This window comes from Rossellomorea vietnamensis, from assembly GCF_001305855.1.
GTDB lineage: Bacteria > Bacillota > Bacilli > Bacillales > Bacillaceae_B > Rossellomorea > Rossellomorea vietnamensis_A.
The window spans coordinates 40,465-62,753 of sequence record NZ_LIXZ01000005.1; the positions used below are offsets into that span (position 1 = coordinate 40,465).

20 protein-coding genes and 1 riboswitch are annotated in these 22,289 nt (G+C 41.3%); of the genes, 11 read left to right on the forward strand and 9 right to left on the reverse strand.

Going from position 1 to position 22,289, the window contains the following annotated elements; genetic code table 11:
• Nucleotides 1–10: 10 nt before the first annotated feature.
• Nucleotides 11–640 carry a 5-bromo-4-chloroindolyl phosphate hydrolysis family protein gene (locus AM506_RS07635; RefSeq protein WP_060671909.1) on the reverse strand — a complete coding sequence of 210 codons (630 nt, stop codon included), beginning with the start codon at nt 638–640 and terminating at the stop codon, nt 11–13.
• Nucleotides 641–899: 259 nt separating this feature from the next.
• On the opposite strand from AM506_RS07635, the gene AM506_RS07640 reads away from it, so the two are divergent.
• Nucleotides 900–2,078, forward strand: a complete 1,179-nt coding sequence (locus AM506_RS07640; RefSeq protein WP_060671910.1) for a D-alanyl-D-alanine carboxypeptidase family protein — start codon at nt 900–902, stop codon at nt 2,076–2,078.
• 43 nt (nt 2,079–2,121) lie between these two features.
• Here the strand turns inward: AM506_RS07640 and yidC are convergent, their stop codons facing one another.
• Together yidC and AM506_RS07655 are read right to left on the reverse strand one after the other, a co-directional pair.
• Complete coding sequence (yidC, locus tag AM506_RS07645) at nt 2,122–2,883, reverse strand: membrane protein insertase YidC (protein ID WP_060671911.1); 762 nt, start codon at nt 2,881–2,883, stop codon at nt 2,122–2,124.
• Nucleotides 2,884–3,417: 534 nt separating this feature from the next.
• Nucleotides 3,418–3,873 (reverse strand): cupredoxin domain-containing protein, encoded by a 456-nt coding sequence (locus AM506_RS07655; protein ID WP_060671913.1) that lies wholly within the window; start codon nt 3,871–3,873, stop codon nt 3,418–3,420.
• 158 nt (nt 3,874–4,031) lie between these two features.
• Between AM506_RS07655 and AM506_RS07660 the strand changes: the two genes are divergently transcribed.
• Nucleotides 4,032–4,379 (forward strand): DUF1033 family protein, encoded by a 348-nt coding sequence (locus tag AM506_RS07660; RefSeq protein WP_060671914.1) that lies wholly within the window; start codon nt 4,032–4,034, stop codon nt 4,377–4,379.
• A 33-nt stretch (nt 4,380–4,412) separates the two neighbouring features.
• Here AM506_RS07660 and AM506_RS07665 read toward each other — a convergent pair whose 3' ends face one another.
• Genes AM506_RS07665 through AM506_RS07675 form a run of 3 tightly spaced genes read right to left on the reverse strand, consistent with a single transcriptional unit; the run spans nt 4,413 to nt 8,197 of the window.
• Entirely contained in the window at nt 4,413–5,552 is a 1,140-nt protein-coding gene (locus AM506_RS07665; protein ID WP_060671915.1) for a Ger(x)C family spore germination protein, read from the reverse strand.
• Nucleotides 5,549–6,661: a GerAB/ArcD/ProY family transporter gene (locus AM506_RS07670; protein WP_060671916.1), complete on the reverse strand. Its 1,113-nt coding sequence runs from the start codon at nt 6,659–6,661 to the stop codon at nt 5,549–5,551. The genes AM506_RS07665 and AM506_RS07670 overlap by 4 nt, the downstream gene beginning before the upstream one ends.
• A gap of 12 nt (nt 6,662–6,673) precedes the next feature.
• Nucleotides 6,674–8,197 carry a spore germination protein gene (locus tag AM506_RS07675; RefSeq protein WP_235576074.1) on the reverse strand — a complete coding sequence of 508 codons (1,524 nt, stop codon included), beginning with the start codon at nt 8,195–8,197 and terminating at the stop codon, nt 6,674–6,676.
• Between the two features lie 145 nt (nt 8,198–8,342).
• On the opposite strand from AM506_RS07675, the gene AM506_RS22470 reads away from it, so the two are divergent.
• The 5 genes from AM506_RS22470 to recQ all read left to right on the forward strand — a co-directional run bounded on the left by AM506_RS22470 (nt 8,343) and on the right by recQ (nt 13,145).
• Complete coding sequence (locus AM506_RS22470) at nt 8,343–8,474, forward strand: YuzL family protein (RefSeq protein WP_152968553.1); 132 nt, start codon at nt 8,343–8,345, stop codon at nt 8,472–8,474.
• 218 nt (nt 8,475–8,692) lie between these two features.
• The gene (locus tag AM506_RS07680; protein WP_034758928.1) at nt 8,693–8,908 is read left to right on the forward strand and encodes a cold-inducible protein YdjO-related protein; all 216 of its coding nucleotides are present in this window, start codon (nt 8,693–8,695) and stop codon (nt 8,906–8,908) included.
• A 120-nt stretch (nt 8,909–9,028) separates the two neighbouring features.
• Nucleotides 9,029–9,169: a hypothetical protein gene (locus tag AM506_RS22715; RefSeq protein WP_160316860.1), complete on the forward strand. Its 141-nt coding sequence runs from the start codon at nt 9,029–9,031 to the stop codon at nt 9,167–9,169.
• Between the two features lie 113 nt (nt 9,170–9,282).
• A complete protein-coding gene (locus tag AM506_RS07685) occupies nt 9,283–10,884 on the forward strand; it encodes an amidohydrolase (protein WP_060671917.1) in 1,602 nt (533 codons plus the stop codon).
• Between the two features lie 131 nt (nt 10,885–11,015).
• Entirely contained in the window at nt 11,016–13,145 is a 2,130-nt protein-coding gene (gene recQ, locus AM506_RS07690; protein ID WP_060671918.1) for a DNA helicase RecQ, read from the forward strand.
• Nucleotides 13,146–13,211: 66 nt separating this feature from the next.
• On the opposite strand, the gene AM506_RS07695 is transcribed toward recQ, so the two are convergent.
• Complete coding sequence (locus tag AM506_RS07695) at nt 13,212–14,813, reverse strand: ABC-F family ATP-binding cassette domain-containing protein (protein ID WP_060671919.1); 1,602 nt, start codon at nt 14,811–14,813, stop codon at nt 13,212–13,214.
• A 373-nt stretch (nt 14,814–15,186) separates the two neighbouring features.
• Between AM506_RS07695 and AM506_RS07700 the strand changes: the two genes are divergently transcribed.
• Nucleotides 15,187–15,615, forward strand: a complete 429-nt coding sequence (locus AM506_RS07700; RefSeq protein WP_060671920.1) for a DUF4395 domain-containing protein — start codon at nt 15,187–15,189, stop codon at nt 15,613–15,615.
• A gap of 424 nt (nt 15,616–16,039) precedes the next feature.
• Entirely contained in the window at nt 16,040–17,971 is a 1,932-nt protein-coding gene (locus AM506_RS07705; protein WP_060671921.1) for an endonuclease MutS2, read from the forward strand.
• Between the two features lie 65 nt (nt 17,972–18,036).
• On the opposite strand, the gene AM506_RS07710 is transcribed toward AM506_RS07705, so the two are convergent.
• Entirely contained in the window at nt 18,037–18,765 is a 729-nt protein-coding gene (locus AM506_RS07710; RefSeq protein WP_060671922.1) for a ZIP family metal transporter, read from the reverse strand.
• 137 nt (nt 18,766–18,902) lie between these two features.
• Between AM506_RS07710 and AM506_RS07715 the strand changes: the two genes are divergently transcribed.
• Nucleotides 18,903–19,418, forward strand: a complete 516-nt coding sequence (locus tag AM506_RS07715) for a YhcN/YlaJ family sporulation lipoprotein (protein ID WP_060671923.1) — start codon at nt 18,903–18,905, stop codon at nt 19,416–19,418.
• A gap of 109 nt (nt 19,419–19,527) precedes the next feature.
• Nucleotides 19,528–20,748 carry an MFS transporter gene (locus AM506_RS07720; RefSeq protein ID WP_060671924.1) on the forward strand — a complete coding sequence of 407 codons (1,221 nt, stop codon included), beginning with the start codon at nt 19,528–19,530 and terminating at the stop codon, nt 20,746–20,748.
• Between the two features lie 43 nt (nt 20,749–20,791).
• Here AM506_RS07720 and AM506_RS07725 read toward each other — a convergent pair whose 3' ends face one another.
• On the reverse strand, nt 20,792–22,084 hold the full coding sequence (locus AM506_RS07725; protein WP_060672153.1) for an NCS2 family permease: 1,293 nt from the start codon (nt 22,082–22,084) through the stop codon (nt 20,792–20,794).
• 82 nt (nt 22,085–22,166) lie between these two features.
• Nucleotides 22,167–22,267, reverse strand: a riboswitch (purine riboswitch).
• Nucleotides 22,268–22,289 lie beyond the last annotated feature (22 nt).

The window sequence follows — 22,289 nt, forward strand, 5'->3', positions numbered from 1 at the left end:
CCTCCGAAATTTATTTGAGATCTTTTTTGTGTGTTAAGTGCTGATTGGCGAAATTCAATTCAATTTGTAGGTGATCCATGTCATCTGCCAACACTTTCTGTAAATCATTTTCCAAGGAACCTGTTAAATCGTCCAATGTCGTACGGGTTTGTTGGAGAGACAGGAAGGCTTCTTTATTTTTACCAGGCTGGGATGCCAGGAACGTATATTTCTCGGTAATTTCCACCACAGAGTCTAAATGGTAGAAGAAGAATGACTCAGCTGAAAAAAATCTCTTAGGTTCTTTTCTTACAAGTTGATATATTCTTCTGCTTAATCGGTTGATCTCAAGGACCTGCTTAAAGGCTCCAAGAGATCTTACCCTTAACTGCTGACGTTGAAGCCGTTTTACTTTTTCTTTCGCTTCCTTTAAATTTCTGTTTATATATCGAAATTCCTGTCCGGAAAGACCATTTTTATTCAACCACCATTTTTTTTGAAGCACCTTAACGATAATGAAAAAGAGTACCCCGGTACCTACACCTGATAAAAGTGTAAGAGGAAATCCCATGTCGAAGAGGAGTAAGTAAGCGATAAAACTGCTGGTCCCCATAGAGAAAGAGATGACCGTCCTTAATAAAAATTGCAGAAATGTGTTCATTTCATCTACCCCTTAATAAAGATGCTTATCATACTTACGTTTCATTGTGTAAAAGGTTTCATATTCATACTCTCATTTTAGTGGAAACAAAGGCAAAATGGAAATAAAGTATCAGTATTGAAAGAAGAATCGGGTAAATATGTAAGGAATTAGCATCATTCTTTCAATTTCTTAACATTTTTTAATGAAGTGATTATGGGATATCCAATTTTGGTAGAATGGTTTAGTGAGATCAATGACAAGACAGGTGTGTGGATATATGAAAAAGGTTATTGTGCTGATTTTATTAATGTGCTTCCTTACTCCAAGCGTTTCAGCTCAACAAAATGCAGTAAAAAAACCTGGAAATATTTATAGTGATTCAGCTATTATTATAGATTCAAAAACCGGGAGCATCCTGTACTCTAAAAATGGTACGAAACGAATGAACCCTGCAAGTATTACAAAAATTGCCACAGCGATTTATGCAATTCAGCATAGCGATCTCCGTGACGGGGTGAAAATCAGTAAAAAGGCAAGCCGTACCGAGGGTTCCACTGTTTATTTAGCTGCCGGTGAAACAATGTCTATGGAGCAGCTGCTTCAAGGGTTGATGGTGAACTCCGGGAATGATGCCGCCGTTGCCATCGCGGAACATACAGAAGGTTCAGTAAAACAGTTTGTAGATAAATTGAATCTCTTTCTTAAAGAGGAAGTGGGGGTCCGGAATACACATTTTGAAAATCCCCATGGACTTTATGGGGAAAATCATTATACTACCGCCTATGACATGGCTAAAATCACAAGCTATGCGTTACAGAATACACAATTTAGGGAGTTATTTGATATAGACTCCCTGGACTGGAAGGCTGAAGGGTGGAACACTACTCTTTATAACCATCACAAGATGGTGAAGGGAGAGATTCCTTATCCTGAAGTGACGGGAGGTAAGAATGGGTTTATAGACGAATCCCGTCACACCCTGGTGACGTCAGCAGAAAATGACAAACTTTCGATCGTGGTCGTCACGATGAAGGCGCAGTCCAAAAGGGCCATTTATTCGGATACGAAGAAACTGCTTGATTATGGGTTGAATCAGTTTGAAAGGAATTATATCCCTAAGGAGACCGTCTTTCAATTGGACGGTACTTCTTATGAATTGAAAAATGATATCCCATTTACCCAGCCTGTAAACGGGAAGATCACACAGAAACTTGACCCAAGTGGAGAGCTGACTCTTTATAATCAGGATCATGAAGAAATGCTCTCAACCATTTTGACACCGGTGAAAGGAACACCCGTAACCCACACAGAAGCAGTTGCTTCGAGTGAGCACAAGGGGCAGTTATTCGGGAAGGAATGGAGTGGGCAACTTTTATTTTATCCATTCATCATTTACATGACCCTTCTAGTCATAGCAGGGGTGTCCGTGTTACGGATGGGGTCTTTCAATAAGTAATGCTTGAATATATAACAAAAGGGAGCCGGCCGGCTCCCTTTTGTTATTGAGTTTCCTGTTTTTCTAATGCTGGCTGCTGATGGTAAAGGGTCTTACCAATAAGGGTCTGCAGGATGAGGAATGCGCCCCCCACAGTCCAATATAAAGGAAGTGCAGCAGGTGCATTCAGTGAAAAGATGAAGATCATAACGGGGGAAAGAAGCCCCATTATCTTCATCTGCGCCTGCTGCTCTGCAGGGATATTCATCAACGAAACGCGTGATTGGGCCAAGTACACAACCCCGGCAATAATTGCCATGATATGGTCCGGTTGTCCCAGGTTGAACCATAGGAAAGAGTGACTGGCAATTTCTGAAGATGAACGGATCGCATAATAGAGTCCAATCAGGATAGGCGTCTGAATCAATAAAGGCAAACAACCCATGTTGAGAGGATTTACACCGTTTTTTTGATAGAGCATCATCAATTCCTGTTGAAGCTTCTTCTGTTCTTCTTTGTCCTTCGTTTCTTTAATCTTTTTCTGGATCGCAGACATCTCAGGCTTGATCAGCGCCATTTTCCCTTTCATATCCTGCTGATTCTTATACGTTTTAAGCATAAAAGGCAGAAGAACAAGACGAATAAGAAGGGTGATCACGATAATGGCCACTCCAAAATTACCACCGAGCAAGGTTCCTATTTCATGAATGAGAAATGAAAATGGATTTACAAGATAATCATGAAAGAATGCTCCTTCAGTGGTGGCGGACTGGCATCCAGTCAATGTAAATAATAGTAATATAAAAATAAATGAAATTTTTTTCAATGTTTTTCCTCCTCTGTATATATGCTTTTCTTTTACACATATACAGAAGAGGATTCTTCATCATTATCAGTATGATAGAACTGAAACTTCATACAGGTCGTAAACCAGACCCTGACAGGTATGATTTCATTTTCTGCAACCTGTCTGACTATGAGGTTGTTTCCCTGAAGTTTTTTATCATAATATTGTGTATAGAGATGGAATGGTGATGGACACCGATCCCAAATTAATGCCAATATGAATAAAAATACGATACTAACATGCAAAGGACTTAAATAAAAGTCCAATAAGTCTTGTACAATAATATAAGTCAATGGAGAAGACTCCTTTTACTATTCTAGTTGCAACTATAATAGATGAATGATCATTTTATCACATATACAGTATACTGCGAAACGGGGATAGAATCCATGGTAATTCTATATACGATTTTGTGAACAATTGGTTTCATGAAAAATGACCATTTTATCATATTAAAAAGATCTCTAAGTGGAACACCACTTTAGAGACCTTACATCTTCAAGATTCAAATCCTTAATCAACAACGATATAAGCAATCATCGGACCATTTTTTCCAATGGTTTCATGCATCTCACAAATAAGCCTGTACGTTCCTTCTTTTGAGAAAGTTACATTTACCACGGTTTCTTTGCCTTTTTTCACAGTTCCTTTAATATCAGTTCCCTCAATGTAAAAAGGGTGTTCCATGCCGTTTACTCCATATATGCGGAGTTCGACCTCTCTGCCTTTTTCTACTACAATGGTCCCCGGGTCCCACCGATAGGCTTCAATTTCTTTGCCATCGGCTGTTTTCGATTTGAATTCGCCGGTTACAAGCTGGATGACTTGTTTTTCTCCCGTTTTTTCTGATAGTGACACCGTGGGGTATGAGTTCTTTGAAGATAACGACCAAATCGTACCGACTGTAATCACCAGGATCGTCACCAAAATGGCAATGATGGAACCTTTCTTCAATACAATGAAATTCATATGATTTCCCTCCTCGCAAGCAGCATCGTACTTTTCTATTAAACGTATGCTTGTACATGAGGGAACTTGTCAATAATTTATACGGTGGTAAGTTAAATGTTTTTCTTTCTGGCCCATTTTATGTACAATTTGGACATGATAGCAAGGAGGGTGAAGCATTGAAAACGACATGGAGAGTTATAACAACAAAAAGTGATGCAGAGCCGTGGTGGTTTTTTGAAGGCTGGGAAAAGGATATTGATAGGGAGTGGACATTTGATAACAGGGATGAAGCTGTAGAGACATTTCTATCGGAAATGAAACGATTCAGTGAACGCTATCCAAAGGCAAAAACGAAGAAATTTCACTCCATAGCATTTTGGGATCCTGAAGAGGTGTATTTTTGCGAAGCCTGTGATGATGATCTGCAGGTCTATTACGGATTGGTCATCTTTGAAAATGAACAGCCGATGGAGATTAATGAAGACTCAATCATCACGGAAATCACCAATAGAATGGAACGATAGGTCTATCCGATATCGGATAGACCTGTTCGTTTGTTAATCGATCACACCTGTCCGGATGATTTTATTATTCACTTTCACATCAAAAACAGCCTCTTTATACAGTTTGTCCCACTCCTTTCTCGTCAAATTCTCATGCCCCCTGACACTTCTGTACTCCATTCCAAATCCAATCGGATCTGTTCCTTCTTCCTGCAGCATCAGGAGGGTATCCTTAATGTTCTTTTCAATATATTTTTCAACTTCATCTTCAACCAATTGAAGCGCTTTTGGTTTAGTCAAATTTAATTCTTCGGTCATTTCAAGTATTCGTGACTCAATGTTCAATTCGACCTTGAATGAAGCCCGTTCTTTTTTTTCTGCCTGAATCTTATGGGAGGATTTAATGCTGTCAATCATCAAATATACTTTGTCGTTAAGCGGAGCTGCAGAGAGGGACGATAAGTAAGGCTTGAACTTTTCCATAGGTAATTCAACCTCTACACTTCCTGCGTTGTATTCTTCCATAAGAGAACGGATGAAGAAGATCTTGTCTTTTTTAATTTCTTTAATGAACTTATCCCTAGTGAATAATGCGAAGCCGTCTATCCCTACCTTCCCATTGGATGCCGTCAGTAAGGGAAGAATCGGGTCTTTACCGACGCTTCCGTAATCCGTGATGAATTCCTGGAGGGTAGGAGAAACAATCATCTCTGCTTCTACGTTTTGCCTGACCAAATTGTAAAGGTAGGTGCCTCTATTTGAAGGCTTTTCCTCCGTCTGATACCTCAAGATTTCTTCAGCCGTCGTATCGGCAATCGTTAAGTACACCATATTCCCGATTGCGGAATCCCTTTCGAGTGTATCCACCAGATGAGAAATCCCTTTGGCTGCAAGCTCCCGGCCGTATACAACGATCCTCAACTGGCCGGATACAAGCTTGTGATCAGATTCTAGATTTTGTGATAATTTGATACCTTTGCTGGTATTAGAAGTGGTGGAGAGGACCTTTTCAACATCCTCCATGGCAGGGTTGAATTGATAGAGGACAAGAGTCCCCGAAATTTTGTCATCTTCAGCCTGGTCATACCCGACGGCGGTAATCAGGCCGAGCTTTTCTAAATATTTCGTTTCCACACAGCTGCTTAAGAAAACCGAAGGGATACAGACCAAAAAAAGCAATATGATTTTATTCATACATCTACACCTTTTTTCTTGTTCCCGATATTTTTTAATTTGACCAGGATAAACAGGAGAGCGGGATACAGGAAAGAGAGGAAAAAACTTGCAGTACCCACCTTATCCGTAATCGTATTCATCGTGACTCTTTCATGAACGAATAGTGATAATATCCACAGGATGGCTGCGAAGAGATAGATGGCTTTTTTCTGCGAAAAATGAAATACTCTCTTCATTCCCCTGGTCGCTACCCAAAAGTACAAGCATATGTTTGGAAGGATGACTAACATCCAGAAGGAGACGGCAATGAATTCAAACCGCTCCAGGTTTGGAATCCTCAAGATTTTGAACATGGATAGAACTGGCCAGATCGTCTTTAAAAGAGCGTCCTCTGAGAAAAAACCAATGCTTACAACAGTCACCAAAGTGAATAAAAAGGTTGAATAACCGGTGCCGATGAGGGCGTATTTTAAAACTTTCTTCTTTTCCTTTATATAAGGATAGATAAATAACACCAAATCAAAGCCAATGATGGTAAAGCTCGTCTTATAGACGCCCATCATGATCTCCTTAGGGGAGGAAGTCAAGACGGGTTGGAGGTGGTTGAAGTCCATGAACTTTACAGGAGTATAAATCATGAATAAAAGCCAAAATGCCAGGATGAGCCCTAAAAAAGCAATTCCGACCACAACTCTGATGCCCCCCAGTACACCATATACCAGTAAAAAAATAAGTAATCCCATCAAAAGCCAAGTTGGTATTCTCGGGAAGATCCAGGCTTGTACCATTTCGATGTAATTCATGAGGATGACATACGTCACGCTCAGATAAAAAAGGATATAAACTACATTCATTCCTTTACTGATCCATTTTCCATATACGTCCATATGGATCCCGTATAAATCTGCACTATCATAGGTTTCAAGTGTTTTGACCATGAGGAATAACACAATGGAAACAAGAATTCCGGCAATGATCACCGAGATCCAAGCATCCCTATTCGCCTCCATATAGATGATCCTTGGTAGTCCGGCAATTCCTACTCCGGTTTGGGCGGTATGTAAAATAAACATAAGCAAAAATGCATTAAACATCAGTCGTTCTTTAGGATTTACATTGACCTCCATACACTTCACCCTTTACTCATCGACGTCTTTTTTCATCTTCGCTTTTTTGATCGGGATACGTCCCTTGTCAATGGGATGATTGGAGACGGGACGTTTGACTAAATACTGATAGGGCATGCGAAATATACTGTATTTCAAATCCGAAAATCTAAATGGATAGATGGGGGACAAATAAGGCCTCCCCAATGTGGTAATCTTCAGTAAATGAATCAGTATAAAGCAAAAGCAAAACATGATTCCGACTCCGCCATACAATCCTGCCATGACGATGATGGGGAAACGTATGATCCTAACGGCAGTCCCGATGGCATAGCTCGGAGCTGTAAAGGAACCAAGTGCGGAAATCGCAATGATGATGATCAGGATATTACTGGTGAATCCTGCTTGAACGGATGCCTGCCCGATGACAATACCACCCACGATCCCCATCGTCTGTCCCACTTTGGTTGGTAACCTGGCTCCGGCCTCCCTTAATAATTCAATGATAAATTCCAACAGAAGTGCTTCGAAGACCGGGGGGAAGGGTACATTTGACCGTGACTGTCCCAATGATACTAAGAGAGCAGAAGGAATCACTTCGTAATGATATGTCAGGACAGCTACATATGCCGGAGTTAAAAGAATAGAAAAAAAGATCGCTACAAAGCGGATCATCCGCAGAAATGTACCCATATTCCATCTCATATAAATATCTTCGGTAGATTCAAAGAAATTCATGAATGTGGATGGTCCGATGATGGCCGTTGGGCTCCGATCCACCAGTAATGCAATCTTACCGTGAAGAAGGGAGATGGTGCACCGGTCGGGCAGCTCTGTCGTAATGAATTGCGGGAAGAAGGTGAATGAATTATCCTCAATCAATTGAGCAAGGACAGTTGAATCCACAATGCTGTCTATCTCAATTTCTGTGATGCGCTGTCTGAACGTGTTGACGTTTTCTTCCTCGGCAATATCACTAATATAAATCATTTGAACTTTTTTCTTCGTTCTTGACCCCAACATAAAAGTCTCAACGCATAATTTAGGGTCGTTAATGTTAGAACGAATTAAATTGAGATTCTTCGTTATGGATTCAGTGAATGAGATTTTCGGTCCGAACACCAATGATTCGGTTTCCGCCTTTTCAAGTGCCCGGGTGCCTTTATCCGCCACATCTGCTAATACTCCGTGGGTATCTCCTTCTTTAAAGATATAAGCGGTCCCGTTGACTAGATTATCTACGACATCCGTAAGTGAATTGGTTGTTGTAAGCTTTGCAATATTTATCGTATCTTTAATCAGCTGATAGTTCAGCTCCTGATTGGATTCTTCAAGTGGCCTGATAATGCTGTCCTGCATGGAAGTCGGGTTAATCAGATCGTCAAAATATGCCACTGCGATTTTTTGATCATCTATTGTGATGGTCCTGAATACTAAATCTTCACTATTGCTGACCAAAACAAGCAATTCCTTATGTAAGTCCTCAATCTTAAAGCTGTGGGGAGAACCTTGTTTATTTATACTCTTCTTACCTTCTCTTCCTCTTCGATTGAACACAGACTTCCACACCCTAAAACCTTAATTTAATGATTAGAATTCCCATGTAACCGTTTCTTACTCATTAAACGGGCGATTTGGATTTCTAAAACGATGTACATAAAATAAGTTGTTCATGGGAACGGTAGAAATGGAGGTGATTTCAATGAGCAACAGAAAAAAAGATGCATCCAAAGCCGCTCAGGGTTCTTCTCAAGTAGAGGGCCAAGGAACGACCAGTCAGGAAATGCCAGGTGGAGTGAAGGCTCCATCCTCAAGGAGCAAAAAGAAGAAGTGATTCGTTCTATCCTTCCTTACATAGTGCCCTTACTTGAGTGTTGATATATTAAAATCGAGTCAAGTATGGTATAATGGAAATAATCGATGCAATTGTTCCGATTAATTATCGTACTATTACTGACCACATACTATCTGCAGCATAAATTACCACAATCAATATTTTCCTGTTAGAAAGCATAGCAAGGAAATCCTACTTACCTTAAAGGAGGACGTTCAATGGCTTTTGGTCGTAGAAATCAAGTTGAGGAAGAAATTAAAACAGAGGAAACCAAGATTTGGGCTTGTTCCGCTGAAGATTGTAAAGGCTGGATGAGAGACAATTTCAAAAGTGAAGATACACCAAAGTGTCCGCTTTGTAAAGAAGATATGGTGACTTCCACTAAAGTACTGCAAGTAGTGGATAATCCGCATCCTACAATGAAATCATCCTGATTGAACGTAAAGAACCAATCCTCTGATTGGTTCTTTTTCTTGAATTTCGAAAAATGATTAAACTCTTTTTTTACATTTGAATAGTATGTAATGTATGTATGTATTAAAGGAGGGAGCATCATGTCCAAGAAAGAGAAAGAAAAAGAAGTGAAAAGTACTTCCATTGAAAATGAGGATAAAGGAACTGTGTGGGACGGATTTTGGAAGCTGTCCAAACCAGTTGAAGAAAATAAAGAAGAAAAAACATTTAGATGGTTCTGATTCATTGAAGGGGCTGTACATGCGAATATGCATGCACAGCTTTTTTTTACGTTTAATCAAATCGTGTTGAGGTATAAACAAGAATATACCAAACCTTTAGGAGGAAGTGTCTAATGGAGATTTCGAATGTTCGATTATATGACGGTCATGAATACACAAACCCCACTAAGAAATATAGTGTAACGATCGAGGAGGGGAGAATAAGGGAAATTACAGACGGGGAAAGGCAAAGCGAAACAAAGGAAGCCATCGATGGTATGGAAAGAGTGCTGTCCCCGGCGTTTCATGATTCACATATGCACTTTTTGCGTTATGGATTAATGAAGAGGGAACTGGACCTTAGACATGTGACAAGTTGGGAAGAAATGAAAAAGGAAGTTCTTGAATATTACCCTGAGATGGAGAATGGGGATTGGATCGTAGGAAGAGGCCTCGATGATAGTGAGTTTAAGGACCGAAATGATCTTTTGACAGGTAAGGATCTGGATGAACTGCATTTACATACGTATATGTTCTTTCTTCATCAGGACGGTCATGAATGCATAGTGAACCATAAGGTCATGGAGTTATTAAAGGATGAAGAGGAATTTAACGAAATCCCAGATGCATTTAAAGAAAAAGATGACAGTGGGGAATGGACAGGTCGTTTCAAGGATAGTGCCGTTCATTTCATCAAACATCATTTCCGGAGCAGAAGCAGTGAGGATGCCAAGGATGCAATCAAACATGGGATTCCTCATATGCTCAAAAATGGGATTACGACCATTCACACGGACGACCTGAATTTCATTGGTTCTTACGATCGATTGTGGACGGCCTATACCGAATTGGAAGAAGAGGGAGAATTACCAATCAGGGTATATTTGCATCATTACATTTTTAAAAAAGAACATCTGAAAGATTTTCTCGAGCGCCATCCAGAGCGGACAGGTGAAGGCACAGAGCATGTAAAGGTGGGCGCTGTGAAGATCTTCCTTGATGGTACTCAACGTCTTCATACTTCTGCCATGAGGATTCCATATAAGGACAAGCCTGATACAAACGGTATATTGATCTATTCCCAGGAGGAGCTTAATGAACTTGTAAGGCTGGCAGGTGAAAATCGGATGCAGGTAGCCATGCATGCAATCGGCGATCAAGCGGTTGAACAGGCGATCACCGCACTCGAACAGAAAGAAGCGGGAACAGATACGTTTCATCACAGAATCATCCATGCCCAAACCCTGGGGGAAGACTTATTGTATCGGTTGGAAAAAATCAAACCCACAATTGAAACTCAGCCTTCTTTCCTGATGGGGGAATGGGACCAGAAAGCAAAGTGGGTGGGAGAAGATCTGGCCCCCTATTGCGATGCATTTAAAAGTATTGTAAACCGGGGCATCCCTTATACATTAAGCTCCGACTTGCCCATAGGTTCCCTCGATCCTTTCGAAGGGATGTTTGCAGCCGTGAACAGGACCGACCTTTCAGGAAACCCATCAGGAGGCTGGCAGCCCCAGGAAAAGCTGACAGTGAATGAAGCATATAGAGGGTATACGTCCATGCCCACCATCATCGAATTAAATGAACCACATAATTCAGGAACCCTTTCCGAAGGGGAACGTGCTGATTTCATACTGCTGGATCGGCATCCCAAGGAGGTTTCAAGTGAAGAATTAAACAACATCAGAGTTGTGGAAACATGGCATAATGGCAAGAAAGTCTATTCGTTATAAGAATATGGGAAGGCCCCCTCAAAACGGAGAGAAAGAGGGGGCTTTTTTGTGGGAACTTTGGGCTTTCTATTGGCACCTCGGCTTTTCTTTAATACAATATAGGGACAAGAATATCATTTGGAGGGAAGATTGTGATCACAGAAGCAAAAAAAGTATTAAAACAATACTTTGGTTATGATGAATTCAGGGATGGCCAAGAAACTATCATTCAATACATATTAGATGGGAAAAATACAGTCGGCATTATGCCTACAGGCGGGGGGAAGTCTCTTTGTTACCAGATTCCCGCTCTTATGATGGATGGCGTGACCCTTGTAATTTCTCCACTCATCTCCCTCATGAAAGACCAGGTGGATGCATTGATACATGAGGGTATTCCAGCTACCTTTATTAATAGTACCCTTTCAAACAGTGAAGTGGAAAATAGAATGGAAGAGATTTCATCAGGGGATTACAAGCTTGTTTATATTGCTCCCGAGCGGTTGGAATCTTATGGATTCATTCGTTTTCTCAATACATTACCCATTCCACTTGTAGCAGTTGATGAAGCCCATTGTTTATCCCAGTGGGGCCATGATTTCAGACCAAGCTATTTAGGGATCTACAATGCAGTGAACCAGCTCCGTTCAAACCCCACGATACTTGCTCTTACAGCAACTGCCACTCCCCAAGTGCAATCCGATATCCTTCATCACTTGCACATTCCGGAAAAATACAAAGTATTGACTGGATTTCAGAGGACGAATTTATTTTTCCAGGTGGTAAAAGGAGAAGATCGAAAGCGTTGGGTAGAAGGTTATGTAAAAAAGAATCAGCAGCATTCAGGCATTATCTATTGTGCGACACGCAAAGAAGTTGAAAACCTTTATATGTTTTTTGAGAAAAAAGGAGTATCCGTCGGGAAATATCATGGTGGGCTTTCTGATACGTTAAGGCAGGACCAGCAGGAGGCATTCCTGAATGATTCTATTACGATCATGATAGCGACCAATGCGTTTGGAATGGGAATTAACAAGTCCAATGTCCGCTTCGTGATCCATTATCAAATCCCGAAGAATATGGAGGGGTACTATCAGGAAGCCGGCAGGGCAGGTCGTGATGGAGTGGACAGCGAATGTGTCTTGTTGTTTTCCCCTCAGGATATACAGACGCAGCGGTACATCATTGATCAAAATATCATAAATCCGGAATTGCATCAGAATGAGATGCAGAAATTACGTGACATGGTTGATTTTGTTCATACAGAATCATGTTTACAGAACTACATTCTGACCTATTTTGGGGAACATGTAGAGGAAGCCTGCGGTCATTGCAGCAATTGCCTCGATGAGAGAGAATCCGAGGATGTCACAAAGGAAGCACAAATGGTCTTATCCTGTATGATGAGGATGAATGAGAGGTTTGGAACCTCCCTGATCAGTGGGGTTCTGACGGGATCAAAGAATAAGAAAATCCTTGAATGGGGATTTGACAGGCTTTCCACCTATGGATTAATGAAGGATCAATCTCAGAAAGAAGTCGGACTGTTCATCGATTATTTGATTTCTGAAGGGATCATCCAGGTTGAAGGTGGCAGTTTTCCCGTTCTGAAAGTGTCATCCAAGGGGAAAGAGGTATTAATGGGAGAAAGAACCGTATCTAGAAAGGTCCAGCCTACGGTTTCGGCCATTATCCCTAAGGAAGATGGTTTATTCCAGACCCTTAGAGCCCTCCGGAAATCAATTGCAGACTCAGAAGGAGTCCCGCCCTTTGTTATTTTCTCAGATAAGGCTTTACAGGATATGTGTGTGAAAATGCCGAAAACCTCAGAAGAATTTCTACAGGTTAGTGGAGTAGGGGAAAGTAAGAGAGACCGCTATGGAGAAATTTTCATTCAAGAAATCTCAACTTTTTTAGAAGAAAATCCAACTCATCAAGTGGAGATAGTCAAGCCGGCACCTGTCCATAAGGCAAATAAATCTGATACGGCATCCTATTTGATCAGTTATGCCTTATTTAAGGAGCAAAAAGGAATTAAAGAGATTGCGATAGAGCGGGGGATGAGTACCGCTACGATTGAAAATCATATCATTCGTACCTATCAGGAAGGTATACTCGATGATTGGAGCATTCTATTTACAGAAGAAGAGGAAAGCCTGATCGAAGAAGCCGTTTCAAAAGCAGGGACAGACCTGTTGAAACCAATAAAAGAAGAGCTGCCGAAAGAGATCAGCTATTTTCAAATTAAAGGGTATTTAGTGAAGAGCGGACAAAGTTCATAACTCTTGTCACGCACACCAAAAAAGCAGAAGCCGATTTCTCGGCCTCTGCTTTTAATTTATATCTCGTTACGCCTTCATGGCAGCCTTCATTTCAAGGAATTCATCGTAGGTTGTTTCCTTATCGATGACACCATCTTCGGTGATTTCGATAATGCGGTTCGCGATTGTTTGAATGAACTGATGGTCATGGGTTGCGAAAATCATCGCCCCTTTGAAGTTGATCAATCCGTTATTTAATGCCGTGATGGATTCCAAGTCCAAGTGGTTGGTAGGTTCATCAAGTAGAAGAACGTTTGACCCGCTAAGCATCATCTTCGATAACATACAGCGAACTTTTTCCCCTCCGGAAAGGACACTCGGTTTCTTCAATACTTCTTCCCCAGAGAAAAGCATGCGACCCAAGAATCCGCGAAGGAATGTTTCACTCTCATCTTCCGGTGAGTACTGGCGTAACCATTCCACAAGGGAAGGTTCATTTCCTTCAAAGTACTTTGAGTTTTCATTCGGGAAGTATGCCTGGGAGGTCGTAACGCCCCACTTGAATGTTCCGCTATCAGGCTCCATTTCCCCTGCAAGGATTTTGAAAAGAGTGGTCTTGGCAATTTCGTTTGCTCCGACAAGTGCGATCTTGTCTTCTTTATTCAGGATAAAGGAAACATTGTTTAAGACCTTTACTCCATCAACCGTTTTTGTCAGTCCTTCAACACGCAGAACATCGTTACCGATTTCACGCTCCGGCTTGAATTGTACATATGGATAACGACGTGAGCTTGGCTTGATGTCATCCAATGAAATTTTCTCCAACGATTTTTTACGGGAAGTGGCTTGTTTCGATTTAGATGCATTTGCACTAAATCGGGCAACGAATGCCTGAAGCTCTTTGATCTTTTCTTCCTTCTTCTTATTCTGATCCTGAGCCATTTTCAGTGCTAATTGACTGGACTCATACCAGAAATCATAGTTCCCGACATAAACTTGGATTTTTCCAAAGTCAAGATCGGCAATATGTGTACATACTTTATTTAAGAAGTGACGGTCATGTGATACAACGATGACTGTGTTCTCGAAATTGATCAAGAAGTCTTCTAACCACTGAATCGCCTGGATGTCCAAGTGGTTGGTAGGCTCATCGAGTAAAAGGACATCCGGCTTGCCGAATAGTGCTTGTGCCAATAGTACTTTAACTTTTTCTCCACCTGTCAGTTCAGACATTTGTTTTGTGTGAAGGTCTTCGTTGATTCCTAATCCTTTAAGTAGGATAGCGGCTTCCGATTCAGCTTCCCAACCGTTAAGCTCGGCGAATTCACCTTCTAATTCTGCTGCTCTCATACCGTCTTCATCAGAAAAATCTTCTTTCATATAGATAGCGTCTTTTTCCTGCATGACTTCATATAAACGGGTATGCCCCATAATGACAACTTTCAGTACTTCATACTCTTCATATTCGAAGTGATCCTGCTTTAAGACAGCAAGTCGCTCGCCCGATCCCATGGATACGTGGCCGGTCTGCGCTTCGATTTCCCCTGAAAGAATCTTTAAAAATGTTGATTTACCAGCACCGTTTGCTCCGATGAGTCCGTAGCAATTCCCTGGGTTAAACTTTATATTCACGTCTTCGAATAACTTTCTATCTCCAAAACGTAAGCTTACATCTGATACCTGAATCATATGTGAAAAACCTCCTAATACTCAATCTAAAAGATTATAACACGCAAGTATGCTAAAAAGATAGAGTGTTAGGAGGAACAGTGATAATTTTACGGGGTATTTACATAAGTAAAGAGGATTTGAGTGAAAGAAAAAGGGAGCATATGGGAGCAGGCTTTTTTTATGTATGGGTCGATTTTGGCCACCTCGGGGGTTACAAAAAAATATGCGTTCAAGAAATGACAGAAACGAGCAGACTCTTTTCTATTATATATACAAGAAGCCGAAACCGGCCAAAAATGGGCAGAAGGTTTCGGTTTTTTCTTTTGATTTTTTCATCTCTATCCCATACACTATAATTACACTAATTCCAATCAGAAAGGTATGAATTAATATGAGTTCAGCCCCAGCAAATTCAATACCAAGACCATTGGTTCAGCTGAATCAATGGTTCATCGTATCAACTGTTGCCATTTCATGGTTGTTCCAAATAGAATTTCTCTTACTGCTCCCGTTCTTAGTCGGAATGTCAGCTCTACTTTTTAAATATAATCCCGTCATGAAGGCAGGGAAGTTTTTCTTAAAGAAAGAACCTTCCTCATATCCGCCAGAAGATGCTGAGCAGCAACGCTTCAACAATATCATTGCAGTGAGCTGTTTAGGTGGCGCCATCATAAGTTCCCTGGCAGGATGGGATACAGGGTTTTATCTCTTCTCAGGAATGGTCTTTGTGGCTGCATCAGTCGCCCTTGCAGGATTCTGCATAGGATGTTTCATTCGCTTTCAGTGGAAAAGATTTCAATATAAACGTTCATTACAGTAACCTATTGACAATAGATGGAATCCATCGTAAACTAATCTTGAATTTAAATAGTGTATACAAAGGGAGTATGTTATATGTTAGGTGTCGTTCTTAACTAACCGTGAAATGAATACGGACATTTTGCAGGCAGTGGCCATTTTAATTCAGGCGATTGAATCAGCTTATTTAGCTATGCCTTCAAAATGCAGTTAAGAACAATGGTCATAGCATACTCAACCTTTAATCAGGAGAGCTGTGTCTTTGTGCACAGCTCTTTTTTGTGCACAATCCCGCAAGTTAGGACTTCTTTTCACATAGTTGATTGGGAGGCTGTTTGCGTTTACACGTGCGCTAAAATGATGGGGAGGATTGTATACGAGTGAAGGAAGACCACGATGGACATTGTTCGTTGTGGTCTATTTTTGTATATTCGGAGGAAAATGGAATGAATGAAAAAACGTTTCAAACACTTGAATTTAACTTAGTGAAAGAAGAACTAATGGGGTTTGCCCTTACGGAAGAAGGGAAAAAGGAATTAATGAACTTACGTCCGTCGACAAATATCCGTCAAATTGAAATGCGCCTGGAAGAGGTAACGGAAGCTGTCCACATCTTAAAGAAAAGTGCCAGTGTACCGATTCACGCTTTAGACGGGGTGGAAAGCATCATGGCAAATCTGAATAAAGGGATGCCCCTCAGGCCGGATCAGCTCACAAGTTTATATTATTTTCTCGATGCATGTAAAAAGCTGAAAAAATATATGGAAGATAAACAATGGCTGGCGCCGAGAGTTTCTTCCTATGTTTATTCAATTGAAGATATCCCCGATCTCAGTGAGGAAATCAACCGATGCATTAGAAACGGCAGAGTCGACGATTATGCGAGTAAAGAATTGTTAAGGATACGAAAGCAATCAGGAATCCAGGAAGAACGGTTAAAGGACAAGATACAATCGATTGTTAAATCGGCTAAATACAAATCATACTTTCAAGAAGCGATCGTGAGTCAACGAAACGGGCGATATGTCATTCCGATCAAGAAAGAATTCAGGGGGAAAATGAAAGGTGCCGTTTTGGATTCTTCAGCATCGGGTTCAACCCTGTATATCGAGCCGGAGGAATTAAGCAAACAACAGGATCAGCTCCTCACTTTAAGACTCGAAGAAGATCATGAAGTTGAAAATATTCTATGGTCATTGACTGGAATGGTGCAAACATACGAGCCACAATTAACACTCGCGGTTGAAACGATGGTCCATTATGATGTATTGTTTGCCAAAGCAAAATATAGTCGCGCCCATGATGGAGTGGAAGCTGTTGTAAATGAAGAACAGAGGATTCACTTGATCAATGCCGTTCATCCTCTGCTCGGGAAACACGCAGTCCCACTGTCGATCAAGATGGGGGAAGGATTTCATGCATTGGTCATCACCGGCCCTAATACCGGGGGGAAAACCGTAACCATAAAGACGGTTGGGCTTCTTACCCTCATGACCCAATGTGGGTTGCATATTCCCGCAGCAGAGGGCAGTGAAATAAGTTTGTATCAACAAATCCTTCTGGACATCGGGGATGGACAGAGTCTTCAACAAAACTTGAGTACATTCAGTTCCCATATAAAAAATATCATCGATATATTAAAGGATACAAATGATCGGTCCCTTGTTCTATTGGATGAACTTGGCTCAGGTACAGATCCTATGGAGGGGATGGGTCTTGCCACAGCTATCCTGAATACATTATATGAAAAGGGTGCCACGCTTATTGCCACTACTCACTATAGCGAAATCAAACATTTTGCAGAAGAGCATGAAGGCTTTATGAATGGCAGTATGGAATTTAACATCGACACCTTGCAGCCAACATATAAACTGATTGTCGGTCAAGGTGGTGACAGTCAGGCATTCTCTATAGCGTTGAAGCTTGGGATGCACCCGGAGATTATTGAAAAAGCACATGAAATCACCTATAAGACGAAGAAAACATATAGTCTAGGAGAGATCGACTACGGTGTGAAAAAAGAAATGGAGAAGCAGATTATCGTAAACAAACATAAAAAAAGGAATCACGGAAAAATCCAGAATGAAAACAGAAACATCACCTCCTTTACGAAAGGAGATAACGTCAAGATCTCTCCAGAAGGAGAATTTGGAATTGTATATGAAGGTCCTGATGGTACAGGGAATTACACCCTACAGATCAAAGGGGAAAAGAAATCTGTGAGTCATAAACGGCTTCGTTTATATGTATCTGCCCGGGAGCTGTATCCAGATGATTATGATTTCGATATAATCTTCAGCAGCAAAGAAAATCGTAAAAAGAATAAACTCATGGGAAAACGGTTTGTAGAAGGCTTGACCATCGAACATGAGGAGTAATTTAAAAAACGCACTCTAGCTTAAACTTGAGTGCGTTTTTTTATCTGATGTATTCTTAGGAAACTCTAGGACATATGTGTCAAAACAAAGGAAAGAATGATTCCCAGGGAAGAAAGGAAACCGACAATTGGTCCGCCTTCCTCAAACGCTTCCGGCAACATCGTAGAAGAGGCCATCGCGAGCAGCCCGCCAGCACCGAATGCTCCGATTATGTAAGAAGTGCTTTCAGGGGCATCCTGAAGTAAAACGTACCCAAATAATGAACTGAGTGAAGAAAGAATGACAACACTTCCCCACAGGAAAAGGATTTTCTTCGTACTGTACCGATCAAGCTTTAACCCTATGCTGCTTGATAAGGATTCAGGCAAATTACTGATGAAAATAGCAAGTATGAATACCCATTGCATGGATTGACTTTCAATAAAGCTGACCCCGATTATGATGGATTCGGGTATGGCATCCATGATGGTACCGACATAAATGGCAATCCCTGAATGACCATGGGGGTTCTTCTTCGATCGTTTTCTCTCGCTTCCGCCTTTATTTGAAATGAATATTTCAAATAAAGTAAAGAGGAGGGCACCAAGAAGGAACATAGAAATGAGATACATCAAATCCGCTTTTCCTTCCGCTTCACTTAAGAGATCAAATGTGGCAGATCCGATGATCAGTCCTGTACCCAATGCCATGATGTATGCTACTACTTTCTTTGGTATATGAAGAAATATCGCCATTATTGCCCCGATCAAGAGGGAGAGACTGGCTACTCCTCCCCATAAAGCTGCCTGCAACAATGATCCAACCTCCTTTGTTTCGTTTTCATATCGAGTTTTCCCTAATTGAGTAAGGGATTAAACATTAACCGTTCCCTTGAATAGATCCAGGGAGCACTGGGGAAAGTAAGATTGAATAAATTTTAGGAGGTAAAGAAATGAAAAAATATCTTTTGATTTCAACGATTGGATTCATGTTCATGATCACTGCTGCCGGCTGCGGAACAAGCAAGAACATGAATGAAGAAGGACAGCAGATGAACAACCGTAACCTGGAGAGAGTGAACTATAAGAATGATCAGGCGAACCGGGATTATGTGAATGATGGCACGATGAGAGAGAATTACTCGCTTGCTGACAGAGAAGCGGGGAAAGTGGCAGAACTTAAAGAAGTGAAAAGTGCTTATGTATTGACGACTGATCAAAATGCCTACGTTGCTGCTGTATTAGAAGACCATAAGAATGGGAACGTTTCAAAGGAATTGGAAAAGAAAATCTCAGATCAAGTGAAAAAAGAAAATGGCAGTATAAACAATGTGTACGTATCAACAAATCCTGATTTTGTAGACCGTATGAGAGGGTATGCCGATAAAGCCAGAAATGGAAAACCGATTCAAGGATTTGGTGAAGAAATATCCGATATGGTGAAACGAGTATTCCCGAACCGAGGTTAATGCTTCTGAAAAAAGTCGAACTCCGTTTCGGCTTTTTTTATTTACCCATAGGAAATGTTCGAATTATTCAGTATACTATTTAGAGTGACGAAATAAATTGAAGGGAGGTATGGACGTGGCCCAAACAGCATCAAAAACGGCTGTGAACCCTACGATATATGGAATTCTATTAGCCATTAGTTCGGGTCATTTTATTAATGATACACTCCAGGCTGTCGTACCGGCTATGTTCCCGATCATTGAGAAGTCATTGGAGCTGAGTTACATGCAAATCGGCTGGATTGCCTTCTCGCTCAATATGACGTCTTCTTTATTACAGCCGGTCTTCGGAATTTATGCCGATATACGTTCAAAGCCTTACTTACTTCCATTGGGGATGTTGTCCAGCTTAGCAGGGTTGATTGGTTTTGCCCTGTCCGGTCATTTCATATGGATCATCGTTTCCGTATTATTTATCGGATTCGGTTCCGCCATTTTCCATCCTGAAGGTTCCAGAGTGGCTTATATGGCTGCCGGAAATCGAAGGGGACTGGCACAGTCGATTTATCAGGTCGGTGGAAATACCGGCCAGGCGCTTGCTCCCCTGATTACTGCATTTGTCTTTGTCCCTTTTGGTCAAATAGGGGCCTTATGGTTTACCATTGTGGCCATTATTGGAGTCGTTGTCTTGTTCCGGGTATCTAATTGGTATTCAGATCAGATACGCTTCAATGAAAAGAGCATGAGTAAAAAGAGTGAAGGAGGAAGAAAAACACGTATTAACCCGAAAATTAAGTGGGCGATGGTATTTGTTGTATTCCTCGTGTTTGCAAGGTCATGGTACAGTGCAGGATTATCAAATTATTACCAGTTTTATTTGATTGAAGACTACGGACTAACCATTAAAAAAGCGCAGGCATACATATTTGTCTTTATGTTTGCAGGAGTCATGGGAACCTTCCTGGGGGGGCCGCTTGCCGATCGTTTTGGTAAGAGAAATATCATCTTCTTTTCGATGCTCGGTGCTGCACCTTTGACACTTGCATTACCTTATTTACCGCTCTCCATTGTCATTCCGTTTATTTTTTGCATTGGATTTATTTTATCGTCAAGTTTTAGTGTAATTGTAGTGTATGCACAGGAGCTGTTGCCGAGTAAAATCGGGATGGTATCCGGTTTGACCGTTGGCTTGGCATTCGGCATGGGTGCTGTCGGGGCAGTCATCTTTGGAGGATTGGCCGATCTTTACACCATCCGATTCGTCATGATCCTATGCAGCTTCCTTCCACTACTCGGAATGATGACATTCTTCCTTCCTTCAGACGAAGCGGTAAGAAACTTCCATAAATAACAAAAGAGGTGATCCCGTCCAAACGGAATCACCTCTTCGTTTTTTAAGAAAATGCAAAGTAAATGATGAATAATCCACAAAGGATGTACATGATTGGATGAACTTCTTTCCATTTTTTCAAGGAAATCATCGCAAATGGATAAAGAATGAAACCTAATGCGATGCCTGTTGCAACACTGAAGGTTAAAGGCATCATAATAATAGTGACAAAGGAAGGGATGACGATTTCAAGTCGATTCCAATTGATATGCCTGACTTCCGTTGCCATCAATGCACCAACGATGATAAGTGCAGGGGCAGTCACCTCTGGAGTGATTACCGATAAGATGGGTGAAAAGAACAAAGCGATCGAGAAACAAATGGCAATCACGACAGAAGTGAATCCGGTTCTTCCCCCGACGGCAACGCCGGCTGAAGATTCCACGAAAGATGCTGTCGTAGAAGTTCCAAATATCGCTCCTGCCACACCTGAAGCGGAGTCGGCAAGGAGAGCACGGCCTGCGTTCGGGATTTGATTATCCTTCATGATCCCTGCTTGACTGGCAACGGCAATCAATGCACCAGCTGTATCAAAGAAAGCCACAAACAGAAAGGTAAAGATGACCGCCATGATTTCAATAGTGAAAATATCACCTAAATGGTTGAATACCACTCCGAATGTCGGCTCGAGACTTGGTACACTTCCAATAATGGAATGAGGCACGGAGATTTGCCCCGTGACCATCCCGATGATGGTCGTAGCAACCATCCCATAGAAGATCCCGCCTTTAATTCCCTTTACTAACATCATCAGGGTAATGATAAAACCAAACACAGCAAGCAGTGTCGGGGGCGAAGAAAGGTTCCCGATGGAAACGAATGTTTCAGGGTTGGCAACGACGAGTCCCGCGTTTTTAAAACCAATGAATGCCACAAAGAAACCGATGCCGCCGGCAATGGCAAATTTTAAATCCTGCGGGATGACATTGATGATTTTTTCACGAATTTTCATGACACTTAAAATCATAAAGATGATGCCTGCAATAAATACTCCTGTCAGGGCGATTTCCCAGTCCACTCCCATTCCGATACATACTGAAAAGGTAAAGAACGAGTTGAGACCCATGCTGGGGGCGATCCCAATCGGAAAGTTTGCCAGTAGACCGATTAACAGGGAGCCAACAATCGCTGACAGAGCGGTGGCTGTAAATAATGCCCCTTTATCCATTCCGGCCTGACTCAGGATGATGGGGTTCACCACAAGAATATAAGCCATCGATAGGAAAGTCGTGACACCTGCTAACGTTTCTCTTCTATAATTTGTGCCTCTTTCAGCAAATTGAAAGAATGTTTTCATACTTAACCCTCCGTGTAGATAAAAATAAAAAAACTCCGGTGACTGAATCAACCAGAGTGCATCTACAGGATAAAATAATTCCATTGGTCTTACTTTATCTTGTAGACAAGCCATTTAAGGTAGCTGGTAGAAACGTTCAAGCCATATTCTTGAACTTATACAAGGTGCATATATGTTTGTTATAATTGAATTAGGAGAATCATAA